General features: G+C 34.3%; 18 protein-coding genes. 7 read left to right on the top strand and 11 right to left on the bottom strand.

Annotation, left to right across the window (positions count from 1 at the left end):
- Positions 1 to 57 precede the first annotated feature (57 nt).
- From ACNQGH_RS11550 to ACNQGH_RS11520, 7 genes are all read right to left on the bottom strand, one after another.
- Positions 58 to 1728 carry a hypothetical protein gene (locus tag ACNQGH_RS11550; RefSeq protein WP_417956163.1) on the bottom strand — a complete coding sequence of 557 codons (1671 nt, stop codon included), beginning with the start codon at positions 1726 to 1728 and terminating at the stop codon, positions 58 to 60.
- A 194-nt stretch (positions 1729 to 1922) separates the two neighbouring features.
- Positions 1923 to 3122 (bottom strand): AI-2E family transporter, encoded by a 1200-nt coding sequence (locus ACNQGH_RS11545; RefSeq protein WP_417956162.1) that lies wholly within the window; start codon positions 3120 to 3122, stop codon positions 1923 to 1925.
- A gap of 158 nt (positions 3123 to 3280) precedes the next feature.
- Positions 3281 to 3811: a mechanosensitive ion channel domain-containing protein gene (locus ACNQGH_RS11540; protein WP_417956161.1), complete on the bottom strand. Its 531-nt coding sequence runs from the start codon at positions 3809 to 3811 to the stop codon at positions 3281 to 3283.
- 12 nt (positions 3812 to 3823) lie between these two features.
- Entirely contained in the window at positions 3824 to 4408 is a 585-nt protein-coding gene (locus ACNQGH_RS11535; protein ID WP_417956160.1) for a Maf-like protein, read from the bottom strand.
- Positions 4401 to 5324 carry a geranylgeranylglycerol-phosphate geranylgeranyltransferase gene (locus ACNQGH_RS11530; protein WP_417956159.1) on the bottom strand — a complete coding sequence of 308 codons (924 nt, stop codon included), beginning with the start codon at positions 5322 to 5324 and terminating at the stop codon, positions 4401 to 4403. The genes ACNQGH_RS11535 and ACNQGH_RS11530 overlap by 8 nt, the downstream gene beginning before the upstream one ends.
- A gap of 43 nt (positions 5325 to 5367) precedes the next feature.
- Positions 5368 to 5895, bottom strand: a complete 528-nt coding sequence (locus ACNQGH_RS11525; RefSeq protein ID WP_291247944.1) for a KdsC family phosphatase — start codon at positions 5893 to 5895, stop codon at positions 5368 to 5370.
- Positions 5879 to 6652 (bottom strand): Rossmann-like and DUF2520 domain-containing protein, encoded by a 774-nt coding sequence (locus ACNQGH_RS11520; RefSeq protein WP_417956158.1) that lies wholly within the window; start codon positions 6650 to 6652, stop codon positions 5879 to 5881. Before ACNQGH_RS11520 ends, ACNQGH_RS11525 begins: the two co-directional genes overlap by 17 nt.
- Before the next feature lie 199 nt (positions 6653 to 6851).
- Between ACNQGH_RS11520 and ACNQGH_RS11515 the strand changes: the two genes are divergently transcribed.
- Positions 6852 to 9995 carry a cytochrome c biogenesis protein CcsA gene (locus ACNQGH_RS11515; RefSeq protein ID WP_417956157.1) on the top strand — a complete coding sequence of 1048 codons (3144 nt, stop codon included), beginning with the start codon at positions 6852 to 6854 and terminating at the stop codon, positions 9993 to 9995.
- A 205-nt stretch (positions 9996 to 10200) separates the two neighbouring features.
- Positions 10201 to 11175 carry a hypothetical protein gene (locus ACNQGH_RS11510; RefSeq protein WP_417956156.1) on the top strand — a complete coding sequence of 325 codons (975 nt, stop codon included), beginning with the start codon at positions 10201 to 10203 and terminating at the stop codon, positions 11173 to 11175.
- A 117-nt stretch (positions 11176 to 11292) separates the two neighbouring features.
- Here ACNQGH_RS11510 and ACNQGH_RS11505 read toward each other — a convergent pair whose 3' ends face one another.
- Together ACNQGH_RS11505 and ACNQGH_RS11500 are read right to left on the bottom strand one after the other, a co-directional pair.
- On the bottom strand, positions 11293 to 12078 hold the full coding sequence (locus ACNQGH_RS11505) for an anti-sigma factor (protein ID WP_417956155.1): 786 nt from the start codon (positions 12076 to 12078) through the stop codon (positions 11293 to 11295).
- Positions 12078 to 12608 (bottom strand): RNA polymerase sigma factor, encoded by a 531-nt coding sequence (locus ACNQGH_RS11500; RefSeq protein WP_417956154.1) that lies wholly within the window; start codon positions 12606 to 12608, stop codon positions 12078 to 12080. The genes ACNQGH_RS11505 and ACNQGH_RS11500 overlap by 1 nt, the downstream gene beginning before the upstream one ends.
- A 241-nt stretch (positions 12609 to 12849) precedes the next feature.
- Here ACNQGH_RS11500 and ACNQGH_RS11495 point away from each other — a divergent pair, with 241 nt between their 5' ends.
- The 5 genes from ACNQGH_RS11495 (at position 12850) to ACNQGH_RS11475 (ending at position 18598) form a co-directional block, all read left to right on the top strand.
- Positions 12850 to 13500, top strand: a complete 651-nt coding sequence (locus tag ACNQGH_RS11495) for a DUF4331 family protein (RefSeq protein ID WP_417956153.1) — start codon at positions 12850 to 12852, stop codon at positions 13498 to 13500.
- A gap of 25 nt (positions 13501 to 13525) precedes the next feature.
- Complete coding sequence (locus ACNQGH_RS11490) at positions 13526 to 14128, top strand: DUF4331 family protein (protein ID WP_417956152.1); 603 nt, start codon at positions 13526 to 13528, stop codon at positions 14126 to 14128.
- 134 nt (positions 14129 to 14262) lie between these two features.
- Entirely contained in the window at positions 14263 to 15558 is a 1296-nt protein-coding gene (locus ACNQGH_RS11485; RefSeq protein ID WP_417956151.1) for a tetratricopeptide repeat protein, read from the top strand.
- Positions 15559 to 15567: 9 nt separating this feature from the next.
- A complete protein-coding gene (locus ACNQGH_RS11480; protein WP_417956150.1) occupies positions 15568 to 17781 on the top strand; it encodes a TonB-dependent receptor in 2214 nt (737 codons plus the stop codon).
- A 229-nt stretch (positions 17782 to 18010) separates the two neighbouring features.
- Positions 18011 to 18598 carry a glutathione peroxidase gene (locus ACNQGH_RS11475; protein WP_417956149.1) on the top strand — a complete coding sequence of 196 codons (588 nt, stop codon included), beginning with the start codon at positions 18011 to 18013 and terminating at the stop codon, positions 18596 to 18598.
- Positions 18599 to 18674: 76 nt separating this feature from the next.
- Here the strand turns inward: ACNQGH_RS11475 and ACNQGH_RS11470 are convergent, their stop codons facing one another.
- Positions 18675 to 19625 (bottom strand): tRNA dihydrouridine synthase, encoded by a 951-nt coding sequence (locus tag ACNQGH_RS11470; protein WP_417956148.1) that lies wholly within the window; start codon positions 19623 to 19625, stop codon positions 18675 to 18677.
- An 89-nt stretch (positions 19626 to 19714) separates the two neighbouring features.
- Positions 19715 to 20212 (bottom strand): GNAT family N-acetyltransferase, encoded by a 498-nt coding sequence (locus tag ACNQGH_RS11465; RefSeq protein WP_417956147.1) that lies wholly within the window; start codon positions 20210 to 20212, stop codon positions 19715 to 19717.
- Between the last annotated feature and the right edge of the window lie 55 nt (positions 20213 to 20267).

The raw sequence follows: 20267 nt of genomic DNA, 5'->3' as shown, positions 1-20267 counted from the left end.
TCCTAAAATTGTGAACTTATTGCAATCTGTTTTAAACCATAATATTACAATGGTTGTTTATTTAAAAATAACGGCATGTGGCTTAGCCAGTTCAAAATCCTGAAAACCAAAATCGGTAGTTTCAAAAGAATTGGTTTTGAAAACATTTTCGCCAACGCGAGGAATGGAAGGATAGTAGGATAACGATATTTGGAAAGAACTAAATATCAAATAATCGTTATTTATAATACATCCAATACTTATTTTAGAATATGCCCTACTATCACTTATTCCTTTTTCAGCAGTTCCCAGTGCAGCAATGGAATAGTTAAAATATGGATTTACCCGGAATCCCCATAAATTCCAAGGTGAATAGGCTTGAGTTTGTAATGTCAATACCGCTTTTTCGGTTCCATATTCTGCACTATTAAAACCAGCAATTCCATAGTCTTCATTAATGGTAAGTCGGTCACCGACAGAATTTAAACGGTTAATGCCCAAAATGAATTGGGGCTTGATAAACTGTCTTAATTGCCATTTTCCAATAGCAATTAAATTAGTAAAATAATTTGCCTGAAATGATACAGCGGTCTGGTTTGTCTTTGATTTATAAAAAAAGGAACCTAATTCAAAATTGACACTTAGAAATCCCCATTTATAAAAATTTCCAAATGTAGCCCTGCCACCCAAATAATAACGTCCAGTATTGTTTTTATATTGATACCCACCCGTTATTCCGTAAATTTTTCCAATAGGAACATCCTCAATCACCCCATTTTTAAAAATGTATTTGTCTTCCACAAATTTTCGAGAAGTAACACCAATTCCGGCAAGAAAAAAAAATTCTCCGGAATAGAAATTGATTGGATCATATACGATGGTGGGACTTTCAATGTATTTAATATTAAAAAATCTGCCAGACAAAATTAGATTGGTAGTTCGGTCTCCCTCGGTATTTCCTTCAAATAACCGAAAGGCATGGCCCACCCACACATCCTGTGAATTGAATTTGAAATTTTGCTTGGCATATATCAAATTGGAATCCTGTAGTGTGTCTTTTCTAAATTGCTGATCAACATAAATTCCGGCCGCCCATTTTGCAAATGGGGAATAAAAAGGACGATCAATATTGATGCTTTTCGCATAATAATTATCTAAATCAATATGATATCTCAATGTTGTTTTGATAAATGTATTTTTGATATTGGGAATGCTATAGGCTAAACTATAGGCGCTTTTTCCGTCGCTGAATCTGTTTTTATATTGATTGTCAAATTCATGACCTGAGCCCAAAAAGTTGCGCTCATTTAATTCGAATGTGGTTCTGGAGTTAGAAACAGAACCTTTTGGTATCATACTCCATGAATCCAGAACACGAATATAAACATCTACAGAATCAGGATTGTTTTTAATCAACTGTGGCGTAATGCTAACTCTGTTAATATACCTCTGAGTTCTAATTAAACGTTCTGATTCTTTTACCAATAGGGAATCCAAAGGTTCATTTTTTCTTATAAGTAATAAATTTTGGATTGCCAGCCGATTGGTTTTAATGTGTATTCTGTTTCCGCTTCTTTCGGCCCAGTTCTTAGGTTTTCTGGTTGAATCAATTTCTGAAAATCCAAATGGATCGAGCGTAACAATAGTGATGTTTCGGATCGTTCTACCTTCAAAAGCGAGGTATTTTTTTCGAACCACTTTTTCCTTTTTAACTTTTAAATTAACGGGTCTGAAAATTAACTTATGCATTAACTTAGTGAATTTCCTTTTTTTGGAATAGGTCTGGATATCCTTATATACTTGAGAAGAATCCTTTTTTGGTTTATCTACCTGTGAAAAAGAAACCTGACAGCAACAAAAGAATAAGAAAATTAAAATCAGTTTTTGTTTTTGAAACATTTTAAAAAATTAACTTTAAAAATAGGTTTTGAAATTTCAACCAATTAATTTTCGGTGCGGTTTATATCATTTTCCGTGGTGGTTTCTGTAAACATAGGAACAGTAATATCCGTTTTGATTATGATTTTTTTTGCTGATGTTTCTGAATCAAAAAGGGGTAATTTTATATTACGCCACGTATATGTTTTTGGTAAATCATCACCCATTAAATAGCCCCAAGGTTCCAGCTGTTCTATTCTGTCAAAAATTACTTTCAGAATTGCTATTATCGGAATGGCTAAAAACATTCCGGAAATTCCACAAATTGCTCCGCCTATGATAATGCCAACAATAGAAACAAAGGCATTTATTTGCACTTTTGAACTTACAACTAACGGGACTAAAATATTATTGTCAATTAATTGCACAATTACGTTCACTACGATGACGCCGATAATTATCGATAAGTCGGGCGTGCCCGTAAGTGATGCTACAATACTCAAGCCGCCTGCAAACAATATTCCAACATAGGGGATCAGATTTAGAATTCCGGTAACAATTCCCAACAAAACAGCATACTTAACGCCTATAATCATGAATCCAATTGTTGTTAATACGGAAACCAGAACCATTTCTATAATCAGACCAACAATATAACTTTTTACAGCTACTTTTATTTGGGAAAGAATATCCTGTAATTTAGGATGGTACTCTTTTTTTATCAATTTGGAAAAGAACAACATAAAATGGGTTCTGTACAAGAGGATCAAAAAAGTATAAATAGGAATTAAAATAATGTTTAAGAGTGTATCTGTAAAGGAAGCTAGGGTTGTACCCAGCAATTCTTTTCCTTTTTCCATAGAATCTTCCGTGGCAGTGTCAAGGTATTCTTTTTGCTCTCTTGAACTTATATTGAAATGTTCCCGGATATATTGCTGAATGTTATGAATATGAATGGAAATGTTTCGCTCGATTTTATTAAAATCATTAGCCATTTCACTAACCTGAATGGATAGAAATGCAAAAAGGCCAATAAAGAGTAAAATAAACAGCAAAACCGTTATCATCACTGCAATGACATGTGGAAAACGCAGTTTGTGTCTTATGAAATGAGCAATTGGCCTTAATAATATAGCAAATATAAAAGACAGCAGAATTGGAATTAAAATCTCCTGACCAATATAAAAAATATAGCCAAAACTGATCAGGCTCAATAAAATCAGCGCAAGTTTTGCGTAAAATGGAAGTTTTATAGTATCATTCATATTTTTCGTTGTATTAATGGTCTATTAAAATTTAAGTATGGAAATTTAAAATTTAACAAGCAAATATGATAGAATAATAAATCGAATCCGTTATATATTTTTAAAAAAGAGTTATATAATTTCCACTTATAAAAATAGAGCCGGCCTTTAAAATAAAATTAATCTACGAATTCTTTGTCATCAAAATGGTTTTTCATAATTGAAATTCCTTTTTGCAAAAGTAAATTATTAGGGAAGACCACCATTTCTCCATCATGGGTTTTTAAGTACACATGAAAAGCACCGATATCTTCGATTTCGGCTTCAATAGGAAAATCTTTGTCATGAATTTTTATTACATCGCCAATTTTAAACGGGAAAGAAAAGAACAAAATGATACCGGAGGTGATGTTACTCAAAATAGACCATTGGGCAAACATAGCGACACCAACGACAGTTGTAATGGAGGTAAGTCCAATAAAAATATCTTTGGTCTGAACGCCCCAAATTATTATTAAAGCAGTTACTGCCAGAATATTAATAAATAAATGGATGTATTTGATGACTAAATTCGTTCGATGTTCAATAGTGCGACTTGATTTTGCATAACGTCGTACCAGTTTTGAAGTGATAATGCGCAATAAGATATACAAAAGAATTAAAATTCCAGTTGCAATTAGTTCTCTTGTGTAGTGTTGAAATAAAGTCATATCCATAATTTATTACGCTAATTTACTCAAATATTCATAAACTTTATCAGTTGGCATCCCCATAACATTTGCATAAGACCCTTCAATTTTTGCAACACCTATAAAACCAATCCATTCCTGAATTCCATAAGCGCCCGCTTTGTCATAAGGCTTGTAATTTTCAAGATAGTATAAAATGGCTTCATCGCTTAATTCATTGAAAGTAACTTTGGTCAGTTCATTGAGCACAGTTGTTGCTAAAGTGGTTTTAAAGCAAACCGACGTAATTACATCATGGGTAGTATTCGATAATGATTTCAGGATGTCAAAAGCATCTTGCTGATCTTTTGGTTTGCCTAAAGCCTTGTCATTATGCCAAACGATCGTATCACTTGTTATCAGGATATCATTGGGTTGCAATTCGCCTTCAAAAGCGTTGGCTTTCAGTTCAGCCAAATAATCAGTGATTGCTGCTGCTTTTAATTCCGGAGGATATATTTCTTCAATTTCTTTTAACCTGATTTCGAAATCCAAATCTAAATCTTTGAAAAATTGTTGGCGTCTTGGAGACCCCGAAGCCAGAATCAGCTTGTATTTTTTTAATTTATTTCTAAGCATTATATTTCATATTTATAGTGATAACGGCTATGGAGATAATCCCGAAAAGAAGAATCCATTTAAGGAGTAAACTCAATTTGTGAAAATCGTTTCTTGTTTTTGCATTCCAAATTTTTATCGTAAAATAGAGCAATGGTCCCGTTACAAAAGTCAATAAATAAGCGGTTGTGTACGTCAAAAGAAACAAATAATTATAGGTATAAAAAAGGATTGCCACTAAAGGGATAAAACTTAATGCAAAAACTATTTTTGTAGTTCTGTTAACGCCTATGGCTACCGGTAACGTATTTATTCCATGATTGTAGTCGCCATTTACATCCTCTAAATCTTTTACGATTTCCCTAATGAAATTAACAAAGAAAGCAAAAACCGCATAATCTAAAAGAATGGAAAAAATAACAGCCATTTGCGTCTGATTTCCTTCATAGGTGGCAGGATATAAGTCAAAAATCCCTATGATGACAACGCTGAAAGAAAGTAATAAAGCCACAATTACATTCCCAACAAGCACCATTTGTTTTAAGCTTGTAGCATAAAGATAAAGTGTGGCGGCTATCAAAATAAAAATAGAGGCGAAGCCAGGTTTCTGTATAACATTCGACAAATAAAAACCAATACCAACGCCAATGCAATTAAGTGCAACGTATATATTGTAAGCCTTTGCTTCAGAAATTACTTTGCCTACGATTACGTCCTTCGGTTTGTTGTCGTTATCCGTATTTTGATCAAATATATTATTTATTACATAACCGCCCGCTGCAAGTAAAACGGTGGATAAGACTAATAATAAATATTGCCAGTCTGCTAAGGCCAGCAGTATATTTTGAAATTTGAAAAAGCCATATCTGAAAACGAGTTGCATCAAGGCAAGCATCAGTAAATTTTGATATCGGATGAGTTTTAGAAATGGAAACATTTATATCATTTAAAATTTATAATTCAACCTTTAAAAACAGCAACTAATCGTGTTTCCCATCAAAATGTGCCATCCATTTTCCTTGTGCTTTCATGACTTGCTCAATTACATCACGAGCAGCACCTTTTCCACCATTTTTATGTGAAATATACCTGGAAATTGCCTTGATTTCCGGGCTTGCATCTTGTGGACAGGCTGGTAATCCCACTAATTTCATCACATGATAATCGGGAATGTCATCTCCCATATACAAAACATGTTCCGGATTTATTTGGTAAACATCGGTATATTCATCAAATGTTTCCACTTTGTTTGGAGTCCCTAAATGAATATCCGTTATTCCCAGATTTCTAAGTCTTACGCGAACGCCTTCATTGCTTCCTCCAGAAATAATGCAAACATTATACCCGCTTTCTACAGCAGCTTTCATCGCATAACCATCACGAATATTCATTGTTCGCAGAATTTCTCCTTCATTGGTTACAAAAACGGAGCTATCGGTAAGTACGCCATCAACATCAAAAATAAAAGTAGTGATGTCGTTCATTATTTCTTTATAACTTTTTGCCATTATGCTGTATAGATTGTGTTAGTGTTTTATAAATAGTCAGGTAATTTTCATTGGATAAAAAGGCTTCATGCGCTTCAATTGTAGCTGTGTCATTGCGTTTTGCCGGACCAGTTTGTGCTTCTTGTGGTGAAAGCACGGTTATTTTCTGGGCAGTTTCTGCAATCAGAGGTTTTAGAATTTCGAAAGGGACCTGATGTTCCTGACAAATTTCATTTCCGATCTGGTACAAATGATTCACAAAATTATTGACAAAAACCGCTGCAATATGCAGCGCTTTTCTTTGTTCGGAATTGATGGCAAAAACTTTTTCAGAAATCGCTTTTGCCACTTTGTCCAGTAATTGGAAATCTGTTGCATTTTCACTTTCCAAACAAATTGGAATGGTTTTAAAATCAACGGCTTTGTCTTTAGTAAATGTTTGCAACGGATAAAAAACTCCTTTTCGGTTATTGGCATCCAAAGCATTTAAGGAAACACTGCCGGAAGTATGAACCACTAAACGATTTTTGAACGGGAGTTGTGAAGAAGCATCGGCAATCGCATCATCCGAAACGGCAATAATATATAAATCAGCTTCCGCTAAAGCATCCCAATCATCAGTGATTTTATTAAAATCCAATAGATGCGATACGCTAGCAGTTTGCCTTGAAAAAACCTGAATCAATTCGATTTCTGATCCCAAATTTTGGGAATCCTGAAATGCCGCAATCAAATGTTGCGCAACATTTCCAGAGCCAATAATAATTACTTTAATCATTTGGCAAAATTAGCAAAAAAATATTAAGGGTTTTATTCAATTTTTGAATGGCTAATAAACCGGAATTAGCTTTGAAATATGCTTTTTTATCAGAAAAGAGGAAGACTTAATTTTGGATTAAATTAACAATTATACGAATATAGAAGTCAAGATTTTTAAGTACTTTTGTCGCACTTTTATTAAACGCAATCCCTTACAAATGATTAAAAAAATATTCTCTATTTTGTTTTCTACACGATTAATGGCTATGCTTTTCTTAACATTTGCAATCGCAATGGGTACCGGAACTTTTATCGAAAGCAAATACAACACTGATACCGCTAAAATTTTGGTTTATAATGCTTGGTGGTTTGAAGCCATAATGGTGTTTTTTATGATTAATTTCATTGGGAATATTAAAAGATACCAATTGTTAAAAAAAGAAAAATGGGCCACTTTGTTGCTTCATTTGGCTTTCATTTTTATTCTCTTGGGAGCTTTCGTAACACGCTATATCAGTTATGAAGGAGTGATGCCTATTCGTGAAGGGGCAGCGGAAAATCAGGTTTTTTCAGATAAAACCTTTCTTACTGTTTTTGTAGATGGGGATTACAAGGGGGAAATGAAACGCAGGGTGTTTGAAAAACCACTGTTGCTTTCGCCGGTTACCAATAATAATTTCACCATTTCAGATAAATTCGCCAATACTAATTTTGAAGTAAAATACAAAAACTTCATCATGGGGGCTAAGGAATACATAAAACCGGATCCTAAAGGTTCCTTATATTTTAAAATAGTAGAAGCGGGAGATGGCGGACGTCACGAACACCTGCTAAAAGAAGGCGAAGTTCAAAATATTCACAATGTTTTATTTTCATTGAATAAATATACTGAGGGAGCGATAAATATCACTATTACCGGTGACAGCAGCACCATTCAAACACCATTTGAAGGTAATTTTATGCGTATGGCTGATAAATTACAAGGAAAAGTAACTAAGGGAAGTGCACAGCCTTTGATGATGCGCTCTTTATATACGATTGGTGAAATGCGATTCGTATTCCCGGATCCAGCCGTAAAAGGAGTGATCGATTATGAATCTAAAAATGATTTCAAGGCCAAGAATCACGAAGATGCCTTGGTTTTAACTGTGCGTGCCGACGGAAAAGAGAAAGAAGTAACCATTGTGGGTTCCAAGGGTAAAGTTGGAGAATCAAAAACGGTTAAAATAGGGAATATTGATTATACTTTTTTCTACGGAAGTAAAGCGTATGTATTGCCATTCAAGATAAAACTGAATAAATTTATTGCCCAAAAATATCCCGGAACGGAAAAAAGTTATTCTTCGTTTGAAAGTAAAGTTACGGTTCAGGATTCCACAAACTCATTTGATGCCCGAATTTATATGAATCATGTTTTAGATTACAAACAGTTTCGCTTTTTTCAATCTTCATTTGATCCGGACGAAAAAGGGACTGTTTTATCAGTAAACCATGATTTCTGGGGGACCTGCATAACCTATGGCGGTTATTTTATGTTGTTTTTTGCAATGATGTCGATCATGTTTACCAAATATTCCCGTTTTGCTGACTTGAAAAGAAAACTGGAAGTGGTGAAAACTAAGAAAGCCAGCTTAATTACGATTTTGGTACTGATGTTCAGTTTTAATGGTTTTGCTCAGGGTCATGAGAATCATCAACATCAGTTACCAAGTGAAAAACAGATAGATTCCTTATTGAATAAATACAAAGTTCCGGAAGAACATGCGGCTAAATTTGGAAGGCTAATTATCCAGGACGGGGGAGGAAGAATGAAACCGGTGAATACTTTTTCATCTGAATTGCTTCGAAAGGTAAGTCATATGGAAACCTATAAAGGTATGAATTCGGATCAGGTATTGCTGTCTATGACACAATATGCCAAAGTTTGGATTGAGGTTCCCATTATCTATATTAAAGCTGGAAATGATAGTATTCGTAAGATTATAGGAATTGATAAGGAAGCAAAATATGCTCCTTTTATAGCCTTTTTTGATGAAAAGGGAAATTACAAATTATCACCCTATCTTGATGATGCTTTTAAAACCGCTAATCCGAATCAATTCGAAAAAGATTTTATCGAAACCGATAAAAAAGTAAACTTAATGGAATCGGCTTTGAGTGGAAGGATTTTAAAGATTTTCCCTATTCCGAACGATGCGAACAACAAATGGATTTCTTATTTAGAACTGAATGAATCAGGAATGAAAGGAATGGATGCCACGTATACTAAAAGTGTATTGCCCTTATATTTTGGGACTTTGACTAATGCGGCTGAGACTAAAAATTATAAAACAGCGAACGAATTATTAGAAAGTATAAATGGTTTTCAGAAAAAATTTGGAGCTAAAGTAAGGCCAAGCGAAGACAAAATATCATTGGAAATAGTATATAACAAATCCGATATTTTCAAAAATCTTTTCATGGCTTATTTTACAATTGGCTGTTTGATGCTTGTGTTTACCATACTTAACATTATTCTCGAGAAAAAGATATTGCGTATTGTGATTAATTCCTTTCACGTAATCATTGGAATATTATTTGGATTGCACACCCTTGGATTAATTGCCCGTTGGTTCATTTCAGGTCACGCACCCTGGAGTAATGCTTACGAATCGATAATTTATGTGGCTTGGGCAACGATGTTCTTTGGTTTGGCTTTTGACAAAAAATCAAAACTTACCGTTGCAGCTTCGGCATTTGTAACTTCTATGATTTTGTTTGCGGCTTTTATGAATTGGATTGATCCGGAAATAGCCAATTTACAACCCGTTCTTAATTCGTATTGGCTAATGATTCACGTAGCAGTAATCGTTGCGAGCTACGGGCCATTTGCATTAGGAATGATATTAGGAGCTGTTTCTTTATTGTTGATTTTGTTTACTAATGAAAAAAACAAAGCCAAGATGGATTTGAATATTCAGGAAATTACCTATATCAACGAAATGGCATTGACCATTGGTTTAATCATGCTTACCATCGGGAACTTCCTGGGCGGACAGTGGGCCAATGAAAGTTGGGGACGTTACTGGGGTTGGGATCCAAAAGAAACCTGGGCTTTAATCAGTATTATGGTTTATGCCTTTGTGATTCACGCCCGATTTGTTCCGTCTTTGCGAGGAAAGTGGGTTTTTAACCTGATGAGTATCTTTGCTTTCGTATCGATTCTGTTTACCTATTACGGAGTTAATTTCCACTTGGTGGGATTGCACTCCTATGCAAGTGGTGAAGCGAAATCATTAAGCTGGATTTGGTATTCATTGGGGACAATAGCTTTATTTGGAGCTATTTCTTATCCAAAATACAGAAAGTATTATAAAAAATAATAGTCTCATTATTAATATGAAAAAGGTTCAACAATATGTTTGAACCTTTTTTTTATTCATCAAACTCCATTTTTAGCATTTTGCAATATTCTAATGGAGAAACACCTGAAACCTCTTTAAAGGGCATGATAATATAGCCGTAGGTTATCAGGCCTTAACCAGTAATTCAACCGGGAATCAAAATATTTCTATTGGAAGACAATCTATGTTGGGTAATGTTAGCGGATCAAGTAATACTGCTGTTGGGTTAGAAACATTAGAATCCAATTCAACTGGTCATCACAATGCTGCGTTTGGTCATCTTACCATGATAAGTAATAGTACCGGTTATCAAAATGCCGCTTATGGACAAGAAGCTATGCAAGGTAATGACACCGGAAATAAAAATACGGCGCTAGGGGCAGAGTCTTTATACAACAACAGCCAAGGTAATTTTAACATTGCCGTTGGATTTGGAGCTATGGGGTCAAATACCACAGGAAGTAATAATACTGCAGTTGGTTACAATGCAGACGTTTCAAGTTCTGCCTTAACCAATGCAACAGCAATAGGTAATGGCGCTATAGTTACTGCAAGTAATAAAATACAGTTGGGTAACGGAAGTGTGACTTCGGTAAATACTAGTGCTGCAATTACAGCTGCTTCGTACATTAAATCTGGCGGTACATCTTCTCAATTTTTAAAAGGAGATGGTAGTGTAGATGCCAATACTTACCTAACAAGTGCAACTGCATCATCAACATATTTGCCACTGGCAGGAGGTACATTAACAGGGGGATTAACCGGTACTTCAATAACTACTACCGGTAATGTTACATCGTCTGGGACTGTAAGTGGTATTAACGGCTCGTTTGGAAGATTTATTTTAAATACAGCAACACAATCTTCAATTTCTGTAAACAATTATGATGTTTCTGGGATTGGAATCTTATTTATAGTTCCTAACGCTAATTGGGAAAATGTAGCAGGATTATCAGGAGGAGTTACAGGTCAGGTGATCCAAATTATAAATGCAAATAATGATGCAATAAGTTGCTGTACCGGGGTAGTTTTTCAAAATGATAATGCGGGCGGAACTCAAAAAATTAAATGTTCATCTGATATGCCATTGGGAAGTAACCAAGGAGTTTCTCTTGTTTTTGATGGAACATATTGGAGGGTTATGAGACCACCAAATTAATAGAATGATTGATCTTTATGAAGGTAAAAAAGCAATAAAATTATTATTTTAGGATAAATCAAAAAGGTTCAACATCGCTGTTGAACCTTTTTTGTTAGGATTAGAGAGAAATGCTATTTACACTTTTCCTAACGTATACAATTGTTCCATTGTAGGCGTTAAACTTCCGCCTTTAGGCTCTAAGGTTATCCCAAAAGCTTCCGCATCAGTTGCATTATCAACAGCAAACATTTTTTGATCATTACCCTTGAAATTGTCTAATAATCCAATACTTGTAGGAGTCAACGGATTCAATTTTAAGGCCCAAACCTGATATACCATTCCTTTAGGAGGTTCCGGTAATCCTGCGGCATCTACGTAAACCACTTTGGTTTCTTTATTCCAATATACTTTTGCGTAAGATTGTGGAGCAACAGTTTGTCCACCTAGTGGTACCACGGTATTGTTTGCATCTCTTACCACAGCTAGACTGGTCTCGCTAGCTTTGTTTTTTAATTGTAAAGCATCCAAATCCTTTTCCATTTTTGCTTTCTCCACTTTGGCATTTACCACCTGAGTATTGGTTTGATCCATTTGATTGTATTGGTAACCAATGCCTACCAACAATAGGATTGCTGCTGCCCAACCAATATATTGCGACCAATTTCTTGTTGGTTCCAATTCGATTACTTTAGCCTGTTTGAGTTCTAGTTTGGACTTGATTTTTTCATAATTCGCCACAGAATGAAACGGTGAAAAGCTGGAAGATAAAGCCACAATTGCCTTCTCTATCGCAATAATTTCGTCGTTTATTTCTGGATTATTTTTTGCCATGGCGTTTACTTCCTCATTTTCGGTTTCGCTGAGTAAACCATAAACGTAGAGTTCTAAAATACCTGATTCTATATATTCTTTTGCTTCCATTATACCTTCAAATAATTTCTTAAATCATTAATACAGTTTCGATTGTGCGTTTTAACGGTTCCTAAAGGAATTTCTAATTCCTCCGAAGCTTCCTGTTGGGTGTACCCTTTAAAAAACAGTAAATCTATTATTTGAATACATTTGGGTTTTAGTTTTTTTACGAAGTCCTGAATCCCAATGCTATCAATTTTATTGACCAGTTTGTTACTGTCGTCAAATAGATGTACGAAATTATCTGAAGAAAGGTTTTTTTGACTGTTATTAAAATTTTTAGACCTTAGTTTATCGATAGATGTATTTCTAGCAATATTTAGAATCCAAGTATAGAAACGCCCTTTGCTTTCATGGTACGTATCGATATTTTTCCAGATTTTGACAAATACATCCTGAAGCACATCTTCTGCTTCTTCTCTATTTTTTACAAGAACATTGATTACTGCAAATAAGCTTTTAGAATACATATCATAGAGATGTGTAAATGCCTTTTCATCTTTCTTATAAATTAACACTAATAATTCGTCTTGGGTCATATACTTTTTATTTTGCTATTACAAACTTATACATTCTTATTCACAATTGACATATATTATGAAATACGGCTTTAAAATAAATTTATTTTAAAAATAATTATATTTTATTTAAGTATTTAAAATATTGATAATTAGGTGATTAATAAATAAATTGATTTATTTTTTATTTTTTTTATGATTTTTAAAACCAAAGCGAATACAATCCCGTAAATGCTTGTATAACCTTTTAAATTATAACAAAATGAAAAAAACAAAAATGATATTAGGTCTATCGCTGGTAGCGGTTTCGGGCTTAATTTTAGTAGCTGCTGATCACGTTGATGCTCCAGCGGTAACCGGTAATGCAGCAGATATTACTGATGTGTACACTTTTCAGGGACAAGACACAAACAATCTTGCATTTGCAGTAAACACTCAAGGATTATTAAGTCCTAATGCGACAGCCGCGGCAACATTTAATGAAAATGTTATGATTGAAATCAACATTGATAACACGGGAGACAATGTTGAAGATTTAGTTATTCAAGCCATCAAAAGAGATGACAAAATGTATTTCTTTGGTCCTTATGCTCCTAGTGCTACAGGAACTTCAAGCACCATTAAAATGGCTGCAGCTTCAGGAAGTGTAACCATTTCTAAATATGGTGCTACACCATTAATTGCGGAGAAAAATGGAATGAAATTTTTCGCAGGACCGAGAGATGATCCTTTCTTTTTTGACTTAGGTCAATTCAAGGCGATCCTTGGCGGCACTGCTTCTGGATTCAAAAATCCAGGGACAGACACTTTTGCAGGAACAAACGTACTTTCATTGGTAGTTGAAGTTCCAAAAGCAATGTTAGGTACTTCTAGTACATTAAACGTTTGGGCTGAAACTAAGAAAAAACAATAACTAATTTTATTTAAAACATAAGGACATGAAATCGAAGATTCACGAATTCCAAAGAAAACTAAATATAAAAATCATGGGTACAACTAATAAATTCAAAATAATAGCCGTTGCACTAGCTTGTGCAGCTGTTTCAGTAAATTGTGACAATAATGATTCGGATGGAGATCCTGTAGCGAGTATTGATTTTACAGGAACTTTTGTTCAGCAGGATCAAATGGCCAGACCAGCAATAAACACTGTATTTATTGCAGCGGGAGCACCAAAAGATGAATTCAATGCTGCTATACCATCAATGATGGGCGCTAAATACCAATCTATTTTTCAATCCAGATTATTGGCTTTAAATTCAGGTTACACTGTAAATGCTTTAGGACAAACCGCACCTCAATTTACAGGTCTTTTAGCTACGGATGTATTAAATGTTGATAAGACTAAAAAAACAACATTTTTTGATGGAACAAATGTTCTAACTGGTAGAGCTTTGGCGGATGATGTTATTGATGTGGAATTGTTATTGATTTTTGGAGGACCCATGGGCACTTCAAACGCAGGACTAACTTCTGATCATGTGGATGCAAATGATAAGTCATTTGGAGTTTCCTTCCCTTATTTGGCAACGGCCTGGTAATATTTTATAAAAAAACAGAGTTCGATATATTTAGTTTCAACTCTGTTTTTTTTCTTTTCAAAACAAACAAACAAACAAACAAACAAACAAACAAACAAACAAACAAACAAACAAACAAACAAACAAAACAGATTATGAAAACTTTAAAAATAATTCCATTATTGGTTTTTACAATCCTATCTCTTTTTAGTTGCGAGAAAAAACCAAGTCAGATTACCAATACTTCCGATTACAATAAGTATCTGAACGTAAAAGGGAATAAATCATTGACTTTTGCTACTAACGAAATTGATTTTTGGCAAAAAAAATTTGATGCTGCTCCTAATCAAATTAGTTATTTAAGTATGATAGCGTCCAATTATGCTACTCTTTTTGAATATACCGGCGACATTAAAAACCTATATAAAACAGAAGAACTATTAACAAAATCGAACGAAGCTTATAATTACTCAAAGGTTTCTACGATTCGATCTTTGGCAAGAAATTATATTGCGCAACACCGTTTTAAAGAAGCGTTAGTGTTAGCCAGCAAAGCTTTTTCGATAGGAGAAGGTTTGAAAGAAACACAAAAATTACTATTTGATGTTCAAATGGAATTAGGAAATTTTCCTGAAGCTGTAAGAAATTTGAATGCCATGCGAGATCTGAAAGATTATGATTACCTGATTCGTTTGGCAAAATGGAATGATCACAAAGGCGACTTGAAAACAGCCATAACTTTTATGGAAAAAGCCCTAGATATAGCGGAGAAAGAAGATAATAAAGTGCTTAAAATCTGGTCGTATTCTAATTTAGGGGATTTTTATGGCCATGCCGGAAGAATCGAGGAATCGTACGAAAGCTATTTGAAAACACTGGCAATTGATCCGAATTATTCTTATGCATTAAAAGGAATTGCCTGGATCGTGTTTTCTCACGAACGAAATACAACGGAAGCAAAAAGAATTGTTGAGGCTATTGAAGTGACACATAACACGCCCGATTTTTATTTATTGAAATCTCAAATAGCCCAATTCGAAGGAAATAAAAAAGAAGAAATAAGTAATAGAAAGGCCTATTTCTCCATGTTGCAAAAAAATAATTATGGCGCAATGTATAACAAATACAACGCTTTAATTTACGCTGATGACAAACAAACTGCTTCTAAGGCGGTGGAAATAGCAAAAATAGAAATTGATCACAGACCAACTCCTGATTCCTACGATTTATTGGCATGGTCCTATTTGAATTTGGGTGAAAATAAAAAAGCATTGGAAGTGGCTAAAAATCATGTCGTTGGAAAATCATTTGAACCTAAAGTACAATACCACCTTGCAATGATTTACAAATACAATAATTTAGCTGAAAAAACAAAACCTATTAAAGAAGAATTGCTTTCCAGTTTGTATGAATTAGGACCTAATTTGGAAAAAAAGGTAAATCAATTATAAAATAACCTAATGAAGAATTTTTTTATAATCCTGATAATTCTTTTGGGTTGGACTACTTATGCTCAGATTCAAAAAGGAATAGTAGTGGATAGCAATGGGAATCCGTTAGAAAATGCATCCATCAATAATATAATTTCTGAAAGCCATGCACATACCAACGAATTCGGAATGTTTAGTATTGATAAAACAGTTGCAGGAAATGTCTTGAAAGTAAATGCTTTGGGGTTTAAAAAAATAAATTACACAGTTGCTGGTTCTGAAATGAAAATTACTTTAGAAGATGATATTTTCAGATTGAATGAGATTGTTATTCAACCGAAACTTTCGGCGATGAATGTGATTTCGAAAATTGATTTACAAACGACTCCCGTGAATTCTTCTCAGGAAATTTTACGAAAAGTACCCGGACTGTTTATTGGTCAACATGCTGGCGGAGGCAAAGCAGAGCAACTGTTTTTGAGAGGTTTTGATATTGATCATGGGACTGATATCGCTATTGCAGTAGATGGAATGCCAGTAAATATGGTGTCTCATGCGCACGGTCAGGGTTATGCTGATTTGCATTTTGTGATTCCGGAAACGGTGGAAAAAATAGATTTTGGAAAAGGAACGTATTATGCCAGCAAAGGGGATTTTGGTACGGCAGGATACGTTGCTTTCCAAACTAAAGACAAATTAGAGAAAAGCAGCATCGGACTCGAAGTAGGGCAGTTCAATACAATAAGAACTATCGGGTTATTTAATCTTTTAGGAAATAAAAAAAAACAAAGTGCTTATATAGCTACCGAATATATTCTGACTGACGGACCCTTTGATTCTCCTCAAAATTTTAATCGAATCAATTTGCTGGGGAAATATTCAGCTATTTTAGAGGACAACAGTAAATTTTCCGTTTCAGCCTCTCGCTTTACCAGTAAATGGGATGCTTCTGGTCAAATACCACAGCGATTGGTTGATAACGGAAACATTTCGAGGTTTGGCTCCGTTGATGATACAGAAGGGGGAAATACATCAAGAACGAATATAAATGGTTCCCTGAGCAAACCAATTGATGAAAATACATTTGTAAAAGCGAATGCTTTTTATTCAAAATATGATTTTGAATTGTATTCGAACTTTACTTTTTTTCTGGAAGACTCTATCAATGGCGATCAAATTAGACAGAAAGAAAACAGAAGTATTTACGGCATGAATGCGGAATTGAATAAGAAAACGAAGTTTAGTGATACAAATGTATTGCTGCAGTATGGAATAGGTTTTCGTGCAGATGCAACAAAGGATACCGAACTCTCACATACTTTAAACAGAAGTACTACTTTGAAGCAAATTAAATTAGGGGATATTGATGAGTCCAATTTATTCTCCTATTTGAATTCGGAATTCAGTTTTGGCAAATTGATGATTAATCCTGCGGTTCGATTGGATTATTTCAAATTCAATTACCAGGATAAATTAACTGCGGATTACAAAACACAGACGGAAAGCAAGTTCAAAATTTCGCCAAAATTAAATTTTATCTATTCGCAAAATAACAATTTGCAATTTTTCATAAAATCGGGAATAGGATTTCATTCCAATGATACTCGAGTTGTGGTTCAAAATAGTGGGAAACAAATTTTACCGACCGCAATAGGAACTGATGTTGGGACGATTTGGAAACCATTTTCAAGGTTAATTATTAATTCTGCGGTGTGGTATTTGTACTTGGAACAAGAGTTTGTTTATGTAGGAGATGCGGGAATTATTGAGCCAAGCGGAAAATCAAAACGCATGGGATTTGATTTAGGATTGCGTTATCAACTCACTGATTGGTTGTATTTTGATGCTGATGCTAATTATACCTATGCCCGAAGTATTGGGGAACAAAAAGGACAAGATTATATTCCTTTAGCGCCGGATTTTACTTCTACCGGAGGTTTAAGCTTTCAAAAATTAAATGGTTTTTCAGGTGGTATTCGTTACCGTTATTTAAAAAGTCGTCCTGCAAACGAGGATAATTCGATTGCTGCCAAAGGATACTTTGTTTCGGATTTTAATATTAATTATCAATACCAAAACATCAATTTTGGTGTAGCGGTGGAGAATTTATTTAATACAGAATGGAATGAAACTCAATTTGCCACTGAATCAAGATTAAAAAATGAACCAACTAGTGTGGAAGAAATTCATTTTACACCAGGAACGCCTTTTTTTATCAAAGGAAAAATGACGTATACCTTTTAATATAGTATTTAAGTTTTGTTGTTTACTTGTTTGGAAGCCGGGTGTTCTTTGGGATATCAGGCTTCTCTGTTTTTAACTTCTGTTTAACCAAAATAAATGTTTAAGCAACAATTAATTGTTTTAATTTTATAAAAAATATAATTAGGAAACGAGCATAACGAAAATACGGTGAAAATACCGATATTGGTATGCGAATTCCATATTCAAGTAAAACATAAATTAGCTACCTATGAAAAATCTGTTGTTCTTAACATGTTCTATCATGTTTCTTTTTAGTTGTCAGAATCAGGCACAAACGAATAAAACAAAATTAAATAAAAGCAACGCTGTTATGGCTAATGAAACTATTTATCAATTTAAAGTAGAGGATTTGTCAGGAAAGATTTTTGATTTTGCTTCGCTGAAAGGTAAAAAAATCATGATTGTAAATACGGCTTCAAAATGTGGATTGACTCCCCAATACAAAGACCTTGAAGCGATATATAAACAATATAAAGAAGAAGGATTTGTGATAGTAGGTTTTCCGGCAAATAATTTTGCTTCGCAAGAGCCTGGGACTAATGAAGAAATCGCCACTTTTTGCCAATTGAATTATGGTGTGACATTTCCTATGATGGACAAGGTTTCTGTAAAAGGGGACGACATGTGCGCAGTGTATCAGTTTTTAACTCAAAAATCTAAAAATGGATTGCAGGATTCTCAAGTGGAATGGAATTTTCAAAAATACCTGATTAATGAAAAAGGAGAACTTGAAAAAGTCATTTCACCAAAAACATTGCCTACAGATCCTTCAGTAGTGGATTGGATTAAATCATAAGTAAAAAAAGAATAAAAAAAAGCGATTTTCGGGAAACTGAAAGTCGCTTTTTTTTTGTTCAGGAAACAGTCGTAAATTAAATTTTTTCATTCTTAAAAATTGCTGCAACTGCTGCTTCGTAATTTCTAATACTCTGTGCTTTTTTTATTTGTTTTAATACTTTGTGAGGATTTGAAAACGTAGCGGAAAAGTATTCCCATAAATGGTACATCTTCAACAGAATATGTGTTGATCCGGACAAAGACTCACTATATATCCCATATAAGGTATCGTGAAATGCACTGAATAATTCCATTTTGTTTGCAGGGTATTCTGAGGTATTGTTCTTTATCATACCTGGTAAAAATGGATCGGAAATTAATCCTCTGCCAATCATCCAGTGGTCTATGGTGGGAAAACGTTCTTGCATTTCATGAAATTTAGCCACTGAAGTGATGTCACCATTGTAATACAGTTTGTGGATGGTGTTGTCGATGCATTGTTGAAACGCATCTAAATGGACGCCACCTTTATAAAGTTGTTTCCCAATACGCGCATGTATGGCGATATTCTTAATAGGATAAGTGTCTAAGATTGGCAAAACCTGTAGGATTTCTTCGCTATTTTCATAACCCAACCGCATTTTCATAGACACGATAATGTCAGATTCAGCATGTGCCCTGTGAAGGATGTTATTGATTTTGTCGGGGTTGCTGATCAGACCAGAGCCCATACCGGATTTGGTGACCATGGGATAGGGACATCCTAAATTCCAGTTTAATTCTTTATAACCGAGTTCTTTAACGTATTTAGCTACAAATAAAAACTCCTCTGCATCGTTCGTTATGACTTGTGGAATTACCTCTAAACCAACATTATTTTCAGGTAGTAGGTCTCTTTCATAAGAAGGTTTAATGACAAGCTTTCCGTTTAAACGAATATAAGGGGAATAATAGGTATCAATCCCTCCAAAATATTTGTTTAAAGCATTTCTAAAACGAAAGTCGGTAAATCCTTGTAAGGGTGATGAGAGTAAGGTGTAATTCATGAAATTTTTAGTTGTGCAAATATACCATTCTTTACACAGTTAGCGTTTTCTTGGAGCAATTATGTTTTTTGCATCATGAAACAACTTATTTATTTTAGAATCAATTGCATAAAAACCAAATCGAGCCAATGATCAAATTTGTAGCCTACTTCACGAATAGTGCCCACTACTTTGAAACCAAATTTTTCATGAAAAGCGATGCTTCCTGAATTATCAGCATCAACAGCACCGATCATAACATGATATCCTTGCTCTTTTGCCAACCGGATGAGTTCACCCAAAAGTAGTTTTCCAACACCTTTTCCTATAAATTCCTGGGCTACATATACGGAATGTTCTACTGTGAATTGATAGCCAATTTTTTGCCTAAAAGGGCCATAGCTGGCGAATCCAATTGCTCCATTTTCAAATTCAGCCACAATTACAGGCAAATTTTTTTTCAGTTTGTCTTCAAACCATACTTTTTGGGTTTCAAAATCATGTGGCTCATAATCATAATTAGAAGTACTGTGCAGTATTTCGTGATTAACGATTTCTAATATTGTATCAATATCAGCAAAAACAGCAGGTCTTATCTTGATTTCCATGAAAAGGTATTTTCCATCAAATTTAAGAAAACTATTTAAGATTAGAGAAAAACCT

Origin of the sequence: Flavobacterium kochi (genome assembly GCF_048286715.1) — a bacterium.
GTDB lineage: Bacteria > Bacteroidota > Bacteroidia > Flavobacteriales > Flavobacteriaceae > Flavobacterium.
The sequence above is the reverse complement of the archived record's forward strand: the minus strand, read 5'-3'. Positions and strand labels throughout refer to the sequence as shown.

Bases quoted from the DNA above. Each gene is read 5' to 3' on its own strand.
- ACNQGH_RS11535 (WP_417956160.1), bottom strand. From the start codon at position 4,408: ATGCTTAGAAATAAATTAAAAAAATACAAGCTGATTCTGGCTTCGGGG.
- ACNQGH_RS11495 (WP_417956153.1), top strand. From the start codon at position 12,850: ATGAAAAAAACAAAAATGATATTAGGTCTATCGCTGGTAGCGGTTTCG.
- ACNQGH_RS11470 (WP_417956148.1), bottom strand. From the start codon at position 19,625: ATGAATTACACCTTACTCTCATCACCCTTACAAGGATTTACCGACTTT.
- ACNQGH_RS11540 (WP_417956161.1), bottom strand. From the start codon at position 3,811: ATGACTTTATTTCAACACTACACAAGAGAACTAATTGCAACTGGAATT.
- ACNQGH_RS11545 (WP_417956162.1), bottom strand. From the start codon at position 3,122: ATGAATGATACTATAAAACTTCCATTTTACGCAAAACTTGCGCTGATT.
- ACNQGH_RS11520 (WP_417956158.1), bottom strand. From the start codon at position 6,652: ATGATTAAAGTAATTATTATTGGCTCTGGAAATGTTGCGCAACATTTG.
- ACNQGH_RS11490 (WP_417956152.1), top strand. From the start codon at position 13,526: ATGAAATCGAAGATTCACGAATTCCAAAGAAAACTAAATATAAAAATC.
- ACNQGH_RS11550 (WP_417956163.1), bottom strand. From the start codon at position 1,728: ATGCATAAGTTAATTTTCAGACCCGTTAATTTAAAAGTTAAAAAGGAA.
- ACNQGH_RS11475 (WP_417956149.1), top strand. From the start codon at position 18,011: ATGAAAAATCTGTTGTTCTTAACATGTTCTATCATGTTTCTTTTTAGT.
- ACNQGH_RS11510 (WP_417956156.1), top strand. From the start codon at position 10,201: ATGTTGGGTAATGTTAGCGGATCAAGTAATACTGCTGTTGGGTTAGAA.
- ACNQGH_RS11480 (WP_417956150.1), top strand. From the start codon at position 15,568: ATGAAGAATTTTTTTATAATCCTGATAATTCTTTTGGGTTGGACTACT.
- ACNQGH_RS11525 (WP_291247944.1), bottom strand. From the start codon at position 5,895: ATGGCAAAAAGTTATAAAGAAATAATGAACGACATCACTACTTTTATT.
- ACNQGH_RS11530 (WP_417956159.1), bottom strand. From the start codon at position 5,324: ATGTTTCCATTTCTAAAACTCATCCGATATCAAAATTTACTGATGCTT.
- ACNQGH_RS11515 (WP_417956157.1), top strand. From the start codon at position 6,852: ATGATTAAAAAAATATTCTCTATTTTGTTTTCTACACGATTAATGGCT.
- ACNQGH_RS11505 (WP_417956155.1), bottom strand. From the start codon at position 12,078: ATGGAAGCAAAAGAATATATAGAATCAGGTATTTTAGAACTCTACGTT.
- ACNQGH_RS11465 (WP_417956147.1), bottom strand. From the start codon at position 20,212: ATGGAAATCAAGATAAGACCTGCTGTTTTTGCTGATATTGATACAATA.
- ACNQGH_RS11500 (WP_417956154.1), bottom strand. From the start codon at position 12,608: ATGACCCAAGACGAATTATTAGTGTTAATTTATAAGAAAGATGAAAAG.
- ACNQGH_RS11485 (WP_417956151.1), top strand. From the start codon at position 14,263: ATGAAAACTTTAAAAATAATTCCATTATTGGTTTTTACAATCCTATCT.